Genomic DNA, 12,819 nt, shown 5'->3' on the forward strand with positions numbered 1-12,819 from the left:
GCTGCCAATATTTGTAATGAAATAAATCGCAATTCCTAAAAAAAAAGTATGGTAAAAACATCAATAAATACTAATAATTTCTTTTGCTTTACCAACCATTTTGCTCCGAAACTCACAGCTCTTAATACAAAAAACTCGATGAATACAATTCCTGAAATAAAGGAGACTGTTGCCCAATTACCTTGCTCTAACAATAGTTGTAAGCTTATTACATTGATGTAGCCCAAAGGTAATGCCCCCATCAAACTGATAAGAAATCCTAAAAGAAAAGGACTTTTTTGGGGTACAATCTTATCTAAAATTTTCATTTATAAAATGGCTTTTAAGGAATTGGTTCAATTTATATTGTCGGTTACTAATTATCTTGTTTGTATTAGATTCAAAAAAGGAATAACTCTTTTGAAGATTTTAATTCCATCTGTTAAACTGGATAAATAGACTACCGATTATTTAATTCCTGACAAAAAAAATAAAAAAATGACTGTCCGCTATTTGTAATAACTCTTTTTTATAGGCGTAAATTTAGCTGTCTTGTCAGAAATAACAAAATCATATTGTATGTATAAGGCACTGATAATCATTAAAATGACAGCTACTTTTCGACACAAAAAAACACCTCGATTTCTAGAAGTGTTTCTGTTTCAATACTAAATATTTAATATAATTTAAGAATTATTTATTTCTTCCAAAATTTTATTCTTTCTTTCTTTGGCTAGTTTTTCCTTGGTTTTAGAATTACCATTAAACCAATTACTTATTATTTTATCAATAAATTTAGATTGGTGTTCATAAGCTTGACAAGTTTTACACATTGATTTGTGTACTTTCAATTGCATTTTTTCTATTGTTGTTAATGGTTTAAATAGCTGTTTGTCTATCAACTCCGTAGTTTTTTTACAAGAATTCACCATCATATTCATTATTTTTTGCATAAGCATTTCTTTAAAATTTTAAAGGATTATTATACCCATTTCATTTCTAAACAATTTTTTAAAAGTAATTTTGCTCTGTGTACTATCTGCCAATAATTGGACGTTGTAATTTCTAATTCCTGACAAATTTCATCTGCTTTTTTATCTGTTAAATATTTAGAAGTCACAGCAAACTTCCATTTTTGAGGCAAATCATCCATACAGTCCTGCATAACGATGTTGAATTCTGGATTGTCTAATAATTCTTCTTCCTGATTCCAAATAGGATTCATGTCGTTATTTTTCCAACCTCCATTTTCGTTAAACATTCCATCAGAAAGTTCGTAACCGCTATTTTCAGAAATACTAAAGGTTTTTTTTGTGGTCTTGGCACTCAAACGATAATAATCAATCACTTTATTATTTAATATAGAAAACAACCAAGTTTTAGGTTGGCTTTTTCCTTGAAAAGTATCTATTTTATTAAAAGCGGCCAAAAATGTTTCCTGAACCAAATCTTCGGCAGTTTCCTTTGATGAGGTCTTATATAATGCCCAAGAAAAAAGTTCATCGCTAAATTGGTTTACCCAACTTTCAACTATTTTTTTTGAATCTTCTTTAATCTCCTTCATTAACATCTTTTTTAATTTGTGTCTAACAAATATAGTTTATTAATTTATTCTTAAATTGTAAAGTAACTGACATATAAGTTGATAAAAGTATACTTACTTTGTATATAATTAATATACAGAATTATGAAAACGAAAATTTTAAAATATTCAATATTACTTTTAGGTTTATGCAGTTGTAATTCAAATGGACAAACAAAAAAACTGTCCACACAACCTAAACCTGGAAAAGCTATAGCAGTATTTGCCGAAGGTTGTTTTTGGTGCAGTGAGCACATCTTTGAGGCTGTGGCTGGAGTTCAAGATGCAGTTTCGGGATACTCTGGTGGAAACACCAAAAATCCGTCTTATGAACAAGTTGGAAGCGAGACAACAGGTCACGCGGAGTCAGTTTTGGTTTACTACGATCCCAATGTGGTTAGTTACAGCCAGCTGGTCGATGCGTTTTTTGCGTCTCAAGATCCAACAACTCCTAATCAGCAAGGACCAGACAGAGGTTCTTCTTATCGATCAATTGCTTTTTATAGAAATGATGTTGAAAAGAAAATTATCAAAGACAAAATTTTGGAACTAGAAAATAAAAAAGTTTTTTCGAAACCTATTGTTACAGAAGTTTTGCCTTTGTCTGATTTTTATCAGGCGGAAGACTATCATCAAGATTATATTAAAAAGCATGCAAACGGAGAAAATCCGTATGTGACAAATGTATCCATTCCTAGATACGAACTTTTTAAAAAAACATATAAAGGAAAGTTAAAACATTAATCTTAAAAACAAAAAAAATGAAATTTTATATAAAATTAGCAACCATTCCAGTATTGTTTATCACAATTATTGCCTGTATGGGCTCTAAAAAAAAGGAAAGTAATGTAAGTGTACCTAATAGTATTCAAGAAGGATTGTCACTTACGGATACTTCGCTTAAAAAAGTGGTTAAAAGTGATGCTCAATGGAAAAAAGAACTTACACCAAATCAATATTTTATACTAAGAGAGAAAGGTACAGAACCTCCTTTTAAAAATGAATATAATGATAATCATCAAGTGGGTAATTATTTTTGTGCGGGTTGTAAATTGCCCCTTTTTTCTTCTAAGACAAAATTTAATTCTGGAACAGGTTGGCCTAGTTTCTATGCTCCAATAAATAAAAATAGGGTTCAAGAAGTGGTTGATAGAAGCTATGGAACCGTAAGAGGTGAAATAGTTTGCGCTAGGTGCCATGGGCATTTAGGTCATGTTTTTGACGATGGTCCAGCTCCAACAGGATTAAGGTATTGCTTGGATTCTGGGGCGTTATTATTTATGAAAACGAAATAACCTTAAAATTATAAGTTTTTTCAATAGGTCATATTTTTATAAAAGCAGTAAATCATTTGTGATATTACTGCTTTTATATTTATAATAGAAATTGAAACGCGTTATTTTAATTATATCGCGTTTTGGTTTTTATAATTAGTGTTGCTCATTTAATTTTTTTTACAGAGTAAGCAACTTTCTTTTAGCTGATTTGATGTTTTTTTGATTTATCAAAATAATGCCTTTTCATTTCATAAAATAACATTCCATAAACGAGTATATATTCGATAAATAATAAATAAAAATTCTCCTTGAACACCGTATTGGAGTAAGCACTATAGCTCAAAATTGCAGTTAAACTCCAAACTATTGGATATTTAAATTTTGTAAAAATACCAATCAAAACCAAGTTGATGATATACCAAGGATGAACGGTTGTAGATGAAAAGAAATAGACACTTAATACCAGTAAAAAACTATTCAATAAATCAGGCGTGGTTCTGTTATTTCCTTTGAATGCTTGATAAATAATAAAAATAACAATTAGAATAGGCATAATTCTGCCTGATATTTGAATGATATTGTAACCTGTAATCCAAAATCCAATTTCGCGAATAAGGTAATATATACTAGCATTAAACTCAAAATTAGTGAACCACAAACCAATGGTTTCTGTATAATTAGTAATAAATTCTGAAGAAAGAAAAGGTAAGAATAGCAATGCATTTACTCCAATAACAAGTGCATAAAAAACAATACTTTTTTTCCAACCCAATTTTTGAAAAAATAAAGGCAGCAATAATAAAGGCAATAGTTTAGTTGAAATGGATACGGCTAAAACTACGGCCGCTGTTTTCCATTTGTTTTTATGCAATAAATACATACTACAAACCAAAAAGAACAACATCACACCTTCAAAATGAAGGTTCCCCGTAAGTTCAATAATCACCAACGGATTTAATAAATACCAAAAAACACGGTGTTTTTCTAATCCTATTCTTTCCAATAATTTATTTCCAAAATAAAGCGTTCCAAAATCAGCTGCTACAATAATTATTCGGAGAATAACAGCTGCACCCATAATGGAATGATTGCTCAAAAAACCTGCAATTATAAAAAATAATTGATTGATTGGCGGATAATTGGAGTAATGAGATGCGCTTAAACTTCCCATTCCATTAACTAATTCTTGAGCTTGTGAGAGAGTGAAATCTGGATTTGAAATTAAATCTTTTGGCAAATACAAATACGGATTCAGTCCTTCTAAAATCAATCTTCCGTCCCAAATAAACCTGAAATAATCTTGGGATAAATTAGGCAAAGCAACTATGAAAATTAATCGAAAAGATAGTGCAGCTCCAATTAGAAAATTAAAATTAGCCTTTTGTAATTTGATTAATTGAAATGTCAAAAAAAACAAAAAACTGTAGGAAACGACCAGAGAAACAAATTCGGTTCGTTCCAGTTCATAACCTATAAAGCCATAAACAAGAATACTTATAATAAGAATGATGTATGATTTTCTGGTATTTGAAACTGTAAAACTCATTTGGAATCAGTAATGGATTTTACGAATACAAAGCCGAAACCAAAAAACAACATCAAATGAATAGGATACAATCCAAAATCATTTAATTTGTAACCACTGTACAATCCGAAAAGGAAATACAATACAAGAATGCCTTCGATAATGGTGTTTTTTGATATTTTTTTAGAGATATAGATATTGTCTTTCCATTTCTCTTTTAAATCTTCAATATTGAATTTGGGCGTTCTAATAAATTCACTTTTCTTTCCCCACAATCCTTCTAATACTGCAATTGTATTGTGAAAAGAAAATCCCATTGCAATGGTATAAAAGGTAAAAAACAAGCCAATGTATTTCAGGAAATTCTTAAATCCACCACCTTGAATGTTTTTGAAAGCAACCCAATAACTGATAAAAAACAGAATGGAAGTAATGACAAAAAATATCAGAACATCAAAAAGCAGTGCCAAATTTGGATTGTTTTTTTTAATGAATAAAATAGGGACACTTAAAACCGCCATTATGAAAACAGAAAGAAACATTGAACTATTTAGCAAATGAAAAATACCGTGAATTTTGGTTTTTAAAGGGATTGCTTTTGATGTAATGACTCTCCAGTTCATTTTTCTGAAATTTTCAGCTCCTCCTTTGTTCCAACGAAATTGTTGTGTCCGTGCGGCACTTAATAGTACTGGGAGTTCCGCTGGAGTTTCTACATTTTCTAAATATTTGAATTTCCAGTTTTTTAATTGTGCTCTGTAACTTAAATCCAAATCTTCGGTGAGGGTATCGCTTTCCCAGTTTCCGGCATCGATGATGCATTCTTTTCGCCAAACCCCTGCTGTTCCATTAAAGTTGATGAAATGGGATTGTGAACTGCGACCAACTTGTTCCAAAGTAAAATGCGCATCCAGAGCAAATGCCTGAATTTTTGTCAAAATGGAATAATCTCTGTTCAAATGTCCCCAACGTGTTTGTACAACACCTATTTTTTTATCTTTAAAATAGGGAATAGTTTGAAAAAGCCATTCTTTTTGAGGTACAAAATCGGCATCAAAAATGGCAATGAATTCTCCTTTTGCGATCATTAATCCTTCTTTTAAGGCTCCCGCTTTAAAACCACTTCGGTTGGTTCTCGTAATGAGTTTGATGTCTAAACCTGATTTATATAGGTCATCAATTATTTTTTTTGTTTCAATAATACTGTCATCGGTGCTATCGTCAAGTACCTGAATTTCTAATTTTCCCCTTGGATATTCGAGTTTTGCAATGGTTGTAAGCAATCGTTCTACCACATATTTTTCATTGAAAATAGGGAGTTGAATGGTTATAAAAGGAATTTCATCTGCATTTGTAAAATCGAATTTAGGGGAATTATCAATTTGTTTTTTACTTTTTAAATAGTTAATAAGCAAATTAAATTGAGCCAATCCGTAGAAAAAAATCAATAGAATAGCAAAGCTATAGAGAAAGAGCACAATGTATGAGAGTACTATCATTTTATTTAAAAGCGTATTTAAAAATCCAACCAATTATTTTTATTCCAGCCATAATAGTTCCTTTTACAGTTCCGGAAACTTTAGAAACACCAATTCTGTTTTTATAACGAACAGGAATTTCCATGTAAGAAATCCGTTTTTTTAAAACCTTTAATTGCATTTCAACTGTCCAACCGTACGTTTTGTCTTGCATTTTCAAATCTAAAAGAGTGGAATATTTTATCGCACGAAACGGGCCTAGATCGGTAAATTTAGAATTAAAAAACAATTTCATTAAGAAAGTAGCCAATCTATTTCCGAAAACTTGTTGTGGAGTCATTGACCCACTTTCTCGAAGATTTGAATCTCTTGTTCCAACAACAAAATCTACATTTTGATCGAGAATTGGAGCGATAATTTTTGTTAATTCTTCTGGAAAATCTGAATAATCCCCATCTAGAAAAACTATAATATCGGGTTTTATTATTTGACGTGAAATGTATTCCATTCCTTTGAGACAAGCAAAACCATATCCTTTTCTATTTTCGAAAAGTACAGTAGCTCCATTTTCAAAAGCTATTATAGCCGTATTATCAGTTGAATTGTTATTGACTATAATAATCTCAGAAACTATTTTCGGGATTTCTCGAATAACATTTGCTATGGCTTTTTCTTCGTTATAGGCCGGAATGATTACTTTTATAATTGGCATTTAATTTTTATTTTTTAATAAATCCATCAAATTTACATCGTTACCCAATAGGATTTCATTTGTGTTTATTCTTCCTTCTTCAGCACCATTTTCTAGTTTTAAAACCCCTCTTGGACAAACTGCGGCACAAATTCCGCAACCTACACAAGAGGAACGAACAATATTTTCGCCTTTTTGGGCATAACTACGCACATCAATTCCCATTTCGCAATGGGTGGTACAGTTTCCACAAGAGATGCATTGACCGCCATTGGTCGTAATTCTAAATCTTGAAAATAATCGTTGTTGCAATCCCAAAATCGCTGCCATTGGACATCCAAAACGACACCAAACTCTATTTCCTAAAAGTGGATAGAAACCTACTCCAATAACACCACTAAACATAGCGCCAATCGCAAAACCATACGATTTACGCAATGTATTACTATCTACAAAAAGTATGTTTTGATTTCCTGAAAAAAGATTTATGAGTATTGAAATAATGATTATTGCAACCAAAGTAAGCATTGTAAATTTGGCATCAGTATCTAAATCGTTTCTTTTAAATAGGAATAATGTGCCAGTAAACACAATTAAAAAGGCTGCAATGCCATATATAAATTGGTTTCTTGTAATGAAACTCATTTCTGGATTATTGGACAAGAATGTAAAAATTACTGCAATTGTCATTACAAATGAAAATACTAAAACCGAATGGATCAACCAGCGTTCTAATTTCCAAACCTTTTGTGTGGAATTAGATAAATGACGAAAACTATCACCAGCTGTTTCTGCTAAACCACCACAACCACAAACCCAAGAGCAATACCACCGCTTACCGTAGAAATAGGTTAATATTGGCGATATTATAAATATCATTGCGATACCGAAAACGAGCATAAATAGTCCTAAATTACCTCCTTGCAGCATATTGGTCAAATGCCAATCTTCAAAAAAATAATAATTTAAGGGCCACATATTTTTTATATCCTTTGCAAAATAAGGCAACTCAGGATTTAATTTTGATAAGATTTCGGGCATTAAAAAGGCAAAACCCAATTGAAAAAACATTACAGAAATCGTTCGTACTAATTGGTATTTATTGTGGCGGTATTTCAAAATAAATTTGTACCCGAAGCCCAAGATTGCAATGGTGTAAAGCGTTCCATAAACAAACCATTGACTGGCAATTTTGCCATTCAAGGCTAAACTAAATGGGTCAAAAAAGCCAACAATTCCAGAATTAGGGTTGCCATTTTCTCCCAAACCTAAGTATTTTGGAAACCAATATAAAACAATGTAAAATAAAGTCAATATAATTCCAATTATCCAAGCAATAACACCTTTGTTCGTTAATGATTTATGATAAATTCCGTTATTGCTGATACCTTCGGGTCGCGATAAATAGGAAGCTCTTGCATAGATTACTATTCCAACTAATATGGAGGTGATTGAAATAGACAGCCACATTGTTGTATTAGGAAAATTAACATTAAAAAAAGCCAATGTTAAAATAAAAAGCCCAGTAAAACCAATTGCTAATCCCAATTTTTGAAATGTAGTGAGCTCATTGTTTTGATGTGATGCTATAGATAAGTTCTGTGTTGAATTGCTCATAATTACATAATTTTAACTCCTATAAATTGTTTTACAAATTGCTCTTGGATTTCTTTTTTGTGTGAGGTGAATAATTCAGGGTCAAAATTGGCTTCCGCCAAATGATGAATAACATAATCAACTGATTTATTTTTGGTCAAAACTGTATCAAAAAATTCATGACGCATTCTAATTCCAAAAGTATTTATGCCTAAAAACACTCTAGTTTCTTTATGGAATGAAATGCGAATGGCTTTTTTGCCAGAAGAATGCTCCCAATAAAATTGCTCTTCATACTCTTTTTTTTGAGCCCAGACCCAGCCGTAAGTTTGGTATTCGATATCCAAAAATTTAGCAGAATTAAACCAATGCCCCGGATTGTATTGGGTTGGATTTCCCGTCAAAGTTTGGGCTAATGCTTCTCCCATCATTCTGCCTGTATACCAAACGGCTTCAATTGGACGGCGCAAACCAATGCCTTCATGTTGCTCAGCACAATCGCCAATAGCATAAATATCTTTGGAATTTGTTTCTAAAAAACGGTTTACTTTTACTCCACGTCCCAATTCAATTCCTGAAGTTTTAAGAAAATCGATGTTTGGCGAAACTCCTGCTGTTACACCTACAATTTGACATTCAATCGTTTCGTTTTTATCGGTCACAACGGCTCTTGCATTGCCATTTTCATCAGAGAGTATTTCTGTCAAATTAGTATTTAAACGTAAATCTATATGATGCTCGCTAATATGTCTGTTTATCATTTGGCTTTCGCCACTTGGCAAAACACCATCCCAAAAACTCATTTCACGAACTAAAAAAGTAACCTGAATATTGCGAGAACGGAGCATTTCGGCAAGTTCAATTCCAATTAATCCGCCGCCAACAATAACGGCTCTTTTACAAGTTGGCGCAAAAGCTTCCAAGGTTTCTAAATCTTGTTTGCTATACAAACCTGTAACTCCTTTTAAATCCTGACCTGGCCAATTAAATTTATTCGATTTGGAACCTGTTGCAATCACCAATTTGTCATAGTTGATAACAGAATCATCATTTAAAATAAGTGATTTCTCTTTTGTGTTCACGTGTTCAACCGAGGCACTTATTAAATTGATATTGTTTTTTTTCCAAAAATCATTTTCATAAGGTTGGGTGTGTTCAAACTTCATATGTCCCATAAACACATACATCAGCGCCGTTCTAGAAAAGAAGAATTCTGCTTCAGATGAAATGATGGTAATTTTTGAATTCGATTTTTTGCGGATGTGACACGCAAGCGTAATCCCTGAAATACCGTTACCAATGATGACTATGTTTTCCATTTGTATGTAATTAGTTGTTATTGTAGTCGAAAAAAAGAATAAACCTGACAATAAATTTAATTTTTAGGAACAATTATTCACTAAGAAATACTTTTAAAATCAGCATCTGGTGTAAATGTATCTTCGTCTACTGAAATGAATTGGATATCAGATAATGTTGCATTTCCAATTTGTTTCATAAGGCCTTTTCCTTCTTTCCATTCCCAAAACAACCATTTTGTAGCAATCGGAACACCATTGATATTTTTATAATCTAAATATTGAATGGCGTGAGGATTTTTTTCAGCTTCTTCTTTATTTCCATTTACAGTAACGATGTAAGCTGCTTTTTCAATTAGGTTATCCGATTTATTAGCATATACAACATACCAATCATCTGGTGCGTCGCCAGTTCCGGATTCAAAAGTTAATTTCTGAGTTAGATAATCATTATGATTTTCTTCTTTATTGTCATAGGTATTCCATTTTGTACCTGGATCACTTAGTTTAAAAGGGAAAAGAAAAAAGTACTCCCAAGTATAAGCATCAAAGCGAACGGATTTCTCGTTAGGAATGGTAGAAGAATAAAAAACTTTATCTTTGTTAAAAATGATTTTAGCTCCGTTTTTAAATTCTAATACGCCCTTACTAGAATTCGTCAAAAGGGTCATTTTTGCATTTAATCTTTCTTTTCCTCCAAACGCTAATATAATATTAAATTTAATGGCTTCATTTGAAAGAAAATGTTGTTTTTGATGTGCAAGTTCGATTTTCTCTGCGAAACCTTCTTTTTCATTGGTTGATTTACATCCTACAAAAGCAAGTGTCGAAATTAGGACTGTAATAAGTATTTTTTTCATTGTATTTTCTTTTTGAAATTGTGATTTTATTATTTAATCCAAATAAAAATTTGGATTAAAAATTTAATAATTGTCAATGTAAAGGAACTATTCTAAATAAAATAATTAGATTGATTATTTTATCTTTTTTTTATAATAGTCAAGCATGCTTTCTGCAGAATGTCCTAATCGTCGTTTGAGATGAATAACTGCAAAAAGATATTGTAATTTCCAAACTCCATTTATTAAATATCGTCTGGCAGAAGTAATAAGGTCTCTCGAAATTACAACAAACTTCCCTTTTTGATACAATCGTTTGACGATTTCATTGTCTTCATAAATAATATAAAGCTCATTATAACCGCCAATTTCAGTAAACAATTCTTTGGTAACAAATAAGGATTGGTCTCCTCCACGGCAGGAAATATGGTTTATCCTTGTAAACCATTGCGAAACAAATAAAACGGGATGCAAATGATCAAATTTCATTCGGAAACAACCTGATTTATAGCCGTTTTTAACTTGTTCTACTATATATAAATCGAAGTTTTCGGGTGGAAAGCTATCACAATGTAAAAAGTATAATACGGTTCCTGAAGCTATTTTTGCTCCACTATTTAATTGTTTTGCTCGTCCTTTTTCGGAAGTAACAAGTATTACATTTTCATGATTTTGAATTTCCTTTTGTGAACCATCAGTACTACCACCATCAACCACAATAATTTCGTAATCAATGGTTTTTGAGATTGTATTTTCTATATGCAACAAAAGCCGATGGATTGCATCGACTTCGTTGAATATGGGAATGAGGATGGAAATTTTATTCATTTAAATTCCAGTTGTAGTCTTTGTATTTTACTTTTGCTTTGGTATTGATTTTTATAGTACTGTATTTATTTAGAAAATCAATCAATGTTCCTTTTGTTTTAAAATCGCCAGAAAACCAATCGAAAATACTCGAAATCTCAATTCTATCAGATGTAAATGTATTTTTAGTTGTATCGTTTACAAATGATTTTGCAGCAGCGTCTAATTGTTTGTCCAATTCTGTTTCACTATAAGCTTTGTTCGACAAATTTGGACAAGAATAGGAAGCGCAATTGATGGCAAAATGAATTCTTGGTTCGTTCATTTTACGCAGTATTTTATGTTCAATTTCACCTAGACTGTATTTCTTGTCGCCCAAAGTAAAAAAGTCCTTATCCCAAGGATTGTCGATTTTTTTGATGCTTTTTACAGGATAATTATCTAAGATTAATTTAACGGTATAAGCATTGTAAGCATTTATCCAATAAGCAAGAACAGCGTTTTTTGACCAGGATTTTTGAGGGAGATTTTTTGCCAATAAATCCAAGTAGGATTGTAAAGCAACTGCATCTTTCTGGAAGCCTTTATAATCAACATTTCCATTGGTGGAAACATGTTTTTGCAATAAATCATTCCATTGACTGTGATTGATAGTTTTCGCATCAGAAGTAATTTCTCTTGGTGTACCATAAGCAATTTCAGGAATGGTCGAACTATTATTGGCGCAAGATATAAATGGTATAAATGCCAAAAGCAAAACTATTTTTTTACTCAAGCAAACTGTTTTTTGTTGGTATTCGTACATCTTCGATTTCATATTAAATTTATTTACTATTATAAAAATAGACGTATTATCTTTGCAATCCTGACAGATTATTTTTTAAAAGGATAAAATTCTTGTTTAATAAATTCTTTGGGAAAGCTATTTTCATCATTAAATCCTAATTCAATGTCTCTTCCATCTGATGGAATAAAATTGGTTTTAAAAAGATAATCCCATAGACTTAATGAAATTCCGAAATTTACACCATACTTTGAAGGTAACTTTTTACTGTGATGCCAAATGTGCATTTTTGGATTGTTGAAAATGTATTTAAGAAAACCATAATCCCATCCAATATTGGCGTGGTTCAAATGTCCAATCGCAATGGAAATAAAGTGAACTATAAATACATCTTCTAAAGAAAACCCACCAATTAGTATTAACGGAATATACAAAATGATTTTATATACAATAGGTTCCATCCAATTATATCGAAAATGAGCCGCAAATCCCATTTCTTTTACGGAATGATGTGTTTTGTGAATTTTCCATAAAAACGGAACTATATGTAGTAACCTATGGGTATTCCATTGTATGAAATCGCTTAATATAAAGAAAAGAAGTAATGCAACAGGTTTTGAAAAATCAGATAATGAAAACAACTGAATAGAGGTTAATTGCAAACCAAAAATCGAAAGAAAATCATTAAAAAATTGTACTGATAGATTAGACAAAGCGATTAATAAAATGAGGTTTAAAAGGAAGAAATTGAAAAATAGATAAAATAAGTCTAGCCAAAAATCTTTTCGAAATAAAGCTTGATTTTTTCGCCATGGAAAAGCAATTTCTAACAACCAAACCACTAATGAGATTGCTAATAATCCATAAAAGTAATTATCCCATTTCCAATACAGAATTTCGTTTTTCAAGTAATTGAAATAGCCACCATAAGAATTGAATATAATGCCGATGTATTTTTCCATA

General features: G+C 31.4%; 14 protein-coding genes. 2 read left to right on the top strand and 12 right to left on the bottom strand.

The window, feature by feature from the left end; genetic code table 11:
- Positions 1-35: 35 nt before the first annotated feature.
- The 3 genes from E0F76_RS13780 to E0F76_RS13790 form a co-directional block, all read right to left on the bottom strand.
- Positions 36-308 carry a hypothetical protein gene (locus E0F76_RS13780; protein WP_132007175.1) on the bottom strand — a complete coding sequence of 91 codons (273 nt, stop codon included), beginning with the start codon at positions 306-308 and terminating at the stop codon, positions 36-38.
- 357 nt (positions 309-665) lie between these two features.
- Positions 666-932, bottom strand: coding sequence for a hypothetical protein (locus E0F76_RS13785; protein ID WP_132007178.1), 267 nt, complete (start codon positions 930-932; stop codon positions 666-668).
- A gap of 29 nt (positions 933-961) precedes the next feature.
- Entirely contained in the window at positions 962-1,543 is a 582-nt protein-coding gene (locus E0F76_RS13790; RefSeq protein WP_132007181.1) for a sigma-70 family RNA polymerase sigma factor, read from the bottom strand.
- A gap of 123 nt (positions 1,544-1,666) precedes the next feature.
- Between E0F76_RS13790 and msrA the strand changes: the two genes are divergently transcribed.
- Together msrA and msrB are read left to right on the top strand one after the other, a co-directional pair.
- Complete coding sequence (gene msrA, locus E0F76_RS13795) at positions 1,667-2,305, top strand: peptide-methionine (S)-S-oxide reductase MsrA (protein ID WP_132007184.1); 639 nt, start codon at positions 1,667-1,669, stop codon at positions 2,303-2,305.
- Between the two features lie 17 nt (positions 2,306-2,322).
- Positions 2,323-2,856: a peptide-methionine (R)-S-oxide reductase MsrB gene (msrB, locus tag E0F76_RS13800; RefSeq protein ID WP_132007187.1), complete on the top strand. Its 534-nt coding sequence runs from the start codon at positions 2,323-2,325 to the stop codon at positions 2,854-2,856.
- 181 nt (positions 2,857-3,037) lie between these two features.
- Here the strand turns inward: msrB and mptB are convergent, their stop codons facing one another.
- The 9 genes from mptB to E0F76_RS13845 all read right to left on the bottom strand — a co-directional run bounded on the left by mptB (position 3,038) and on the right by E0F76_RS13845 (position 12,818).
- Positions 3,038-4,384, bottom strand: coding sequence for a polyprenol phosphomannose-dependent alpha 1,6 mannosyltransferase MptB (mptB, locus tag E0F76_RS13805; protein ID WP_132007190.1), 1,347 nt, complete (start codon positions 4,382-4,384; stop codon positions 3,038-3,040).
- Positions 4,381-5,862: a cellulose synthase family protein gene (locus E0F76_RS13810; protein ID WP_132007193.1), complete on the bottom strand. Its 1,482-nt coding sequence runs from the start codon at positions 5,860-5,862 to the stop codon at positions 4,381-4,383. Before E0F76_RS13810 ends, mptB begins: the two co-directional genes overlap by 4 nt.
- Before the next feature lies 1 nt (position 5,863).
- The gene (locus E0F76_RS13815) at positions 5,864-6,553 is read right to left on the bottom strand and encodes a glycosyltransferase family 2 protein (RefSeq protein WP_132007196.1); all 690 of its coding nucleotides are present in this window, start codon (positions 6,551-6,553) and stop codon (positions 5,864-5,866) included.
- The gene (locus E0F76_RS13820) at positions 6,554-8,149 is read right to left on the bottom strand and encodes a 4Fe-4S binding protein (protein WP_132007199.1); all 1,596 of its coding nucleotides are present in this window, start codon (positions 8,147-8,149) and stop codon (positions 6,554-6,556) included.
- 2 nt (positions 8,150-8,151) lie between these two features.
- Positions 8,152-9,447: an NAD(P)/FAD-dependent oxidoreductase gene (locus tag E0F76_RS13825; protein WP_132007202.1), complete on the bottom strand. Its 1,296-nt coding sequence runs from the start codon at positions 9,445-9,447 to the stop codon at positions 8,152-8,154.
- An 80-nt stretch (positions 9,448-9,527) separates the two neighbouring features.
- On the bottom strand, positions 9,528-10,286 hold the full coding sequence (locus E0F76_RS13830; protein WP_132007205.1) for a hypothetical protein: 759 nt from the start codon (positions 10,284-10,286) through the stop codon (positions 9,528-9,530).
- Positions 10,287-10,400: 114 nt separating this feature from the next.
- Positions 10,401-11,093, bottom strand: coding sequence for a TIGR04283 family arsenosugar biosynthesis glycosyltransferase (locus tag E0F76_RS13835; protein WP_132007208.1), 693 nt, complete (start codon positions 11,091-11,093; stop codon positions 10,401-10,403).
- Positions 11,086-11,889: a DUF547 domain-containing protein gene (locus E0F76_RS13840; RefSeq protein ID WP_246022067.1), complete on the bottom strand. Its 804-nt coding sequence runs from the start codon at positions 11,887-11,889 to the stop codon at positions 11,086-11,088. Before E0F76_RS13840 ends, E0F76_RS13835 begins: the two co-directional genes overlap by 8 nt.
- Positions 11,890-11,945: 56 nt before the next feature.
- Positions 11,946-12,818 carry a sterol desaturase family protein gene (locus E0F76_RS13845; RefSeq protein WP_132007211.1) on the bottom strand — a complete coding sequence of 291 codons (873 nt, stop codon included), beginning with the start codon at positions 12,816-12,818 and terminating at the stop codon, positions 11,946-11,948.
- Between the last annotated feature and the right edge of the window lies 1 nt (position 12,819).

It is taken from the genome of Flavobacterium cellulosilyticum, from assembly GCF_004349355.1.
In the GTDB taxonomy this organism is placed as follows: Bacteria; Bacteroidota; Bacteroidia; order Flavobacteriales; family Flavobacteriaceae; genus Flavobacterium; species Flavobacterium cellulosilyticum.

Coding starts and splice junctions, on each gene's coding strand:
- E0F76_RS13830 (WP_132007205.1), bottom strand. CDS start 10,286: ATGAAAAAAATACTTATTACAGTCCTAATTTCGACACTTGCTTTTGTA.
- mptB (WP_132007190.1), bottom strand. CDS start 4,384: ATGAGTTTTACAGTTTCAAATACCAGAAAATCATACATCATTCTTATT.
- E0F76_RS13825 (WP_132007202.1), bottom strand. CDS start 9,447: ATGGAAAACATAGTCATCATTGGTAACGGTATTTCAGGGATTACGCTT.
- E0F76_RS13785 (WP_132007178.1), bottom strand. CDS start 932: ATGCAAAAAATAATGAATATGATGGTGAATTCTTGTAAAAAAACTACG.
- E0F76_RS13810 (WP_132007193.1), bottom strand. CDS start 5,862: ATGATAGTACTCTCATACATTGTGCTCTTTCTCTATAGCTTTGCTATT.
- E0F76_RS13820 (WP_132007199.1), bottom strand. CDS start 8,149: ATGAGCAATTCAACACAGAACTTATCTATAGCATCACATCAAAACAAT.
- E0F76_RS13835 (WP_132007208.1), bottom strand. CDS start 11,093: ATGAATAAAATTTCCATCCTCATTCCCATATTCAACGAAGTCGATGCA.
- E0F76_RS13815 (WP_132007196.1), bottom strand. CDS start 6,553: ATGCCAATTATAAAAGTAATCATTCCGGCCTATAACGAAGAAAAAGCC.
- msrB (WP_132007187.1), top strand. CDS start 2,323: ATGAAATTTTATATAAAATTAGCAACCATTCCAGTATTGTTTATCACA.
- E0F76_RS13845 (WP_132007211.1), bottom strand. CDS start 12,818: ATGGAAAAATACATCGGCATTATATTCAATTCTTATGGTGGCTATTTC.
- E0F76_RS13790 (WP_132007181.1), bottom strand. CDS start 1,543: ATGAAGGAGATTAAAGAAGATTCAAAAAAAATAGTTGAAAGTTGGGTA.
- msrA (WP_132007184.1), top strand. CDS start 1,667: ATGAAAACGAAAATTTTAAAATATTCAATATTACTTTTAGGTTTATGC.
- E0F76_RS13840 (WP_246022067.1), bottom strand. CDS start 11,889: ATGAAATCGAAGATGTACGAATACCAACAAAAAACAGTTTGCTTGAGT.
- E0F76_RS13780 (WP_132007175.1), bottom strand. CDS start 308: ATGAAAATTTTAGATAAGATTGTACCCCAAAAAAGTCCTTTTCTTTTA.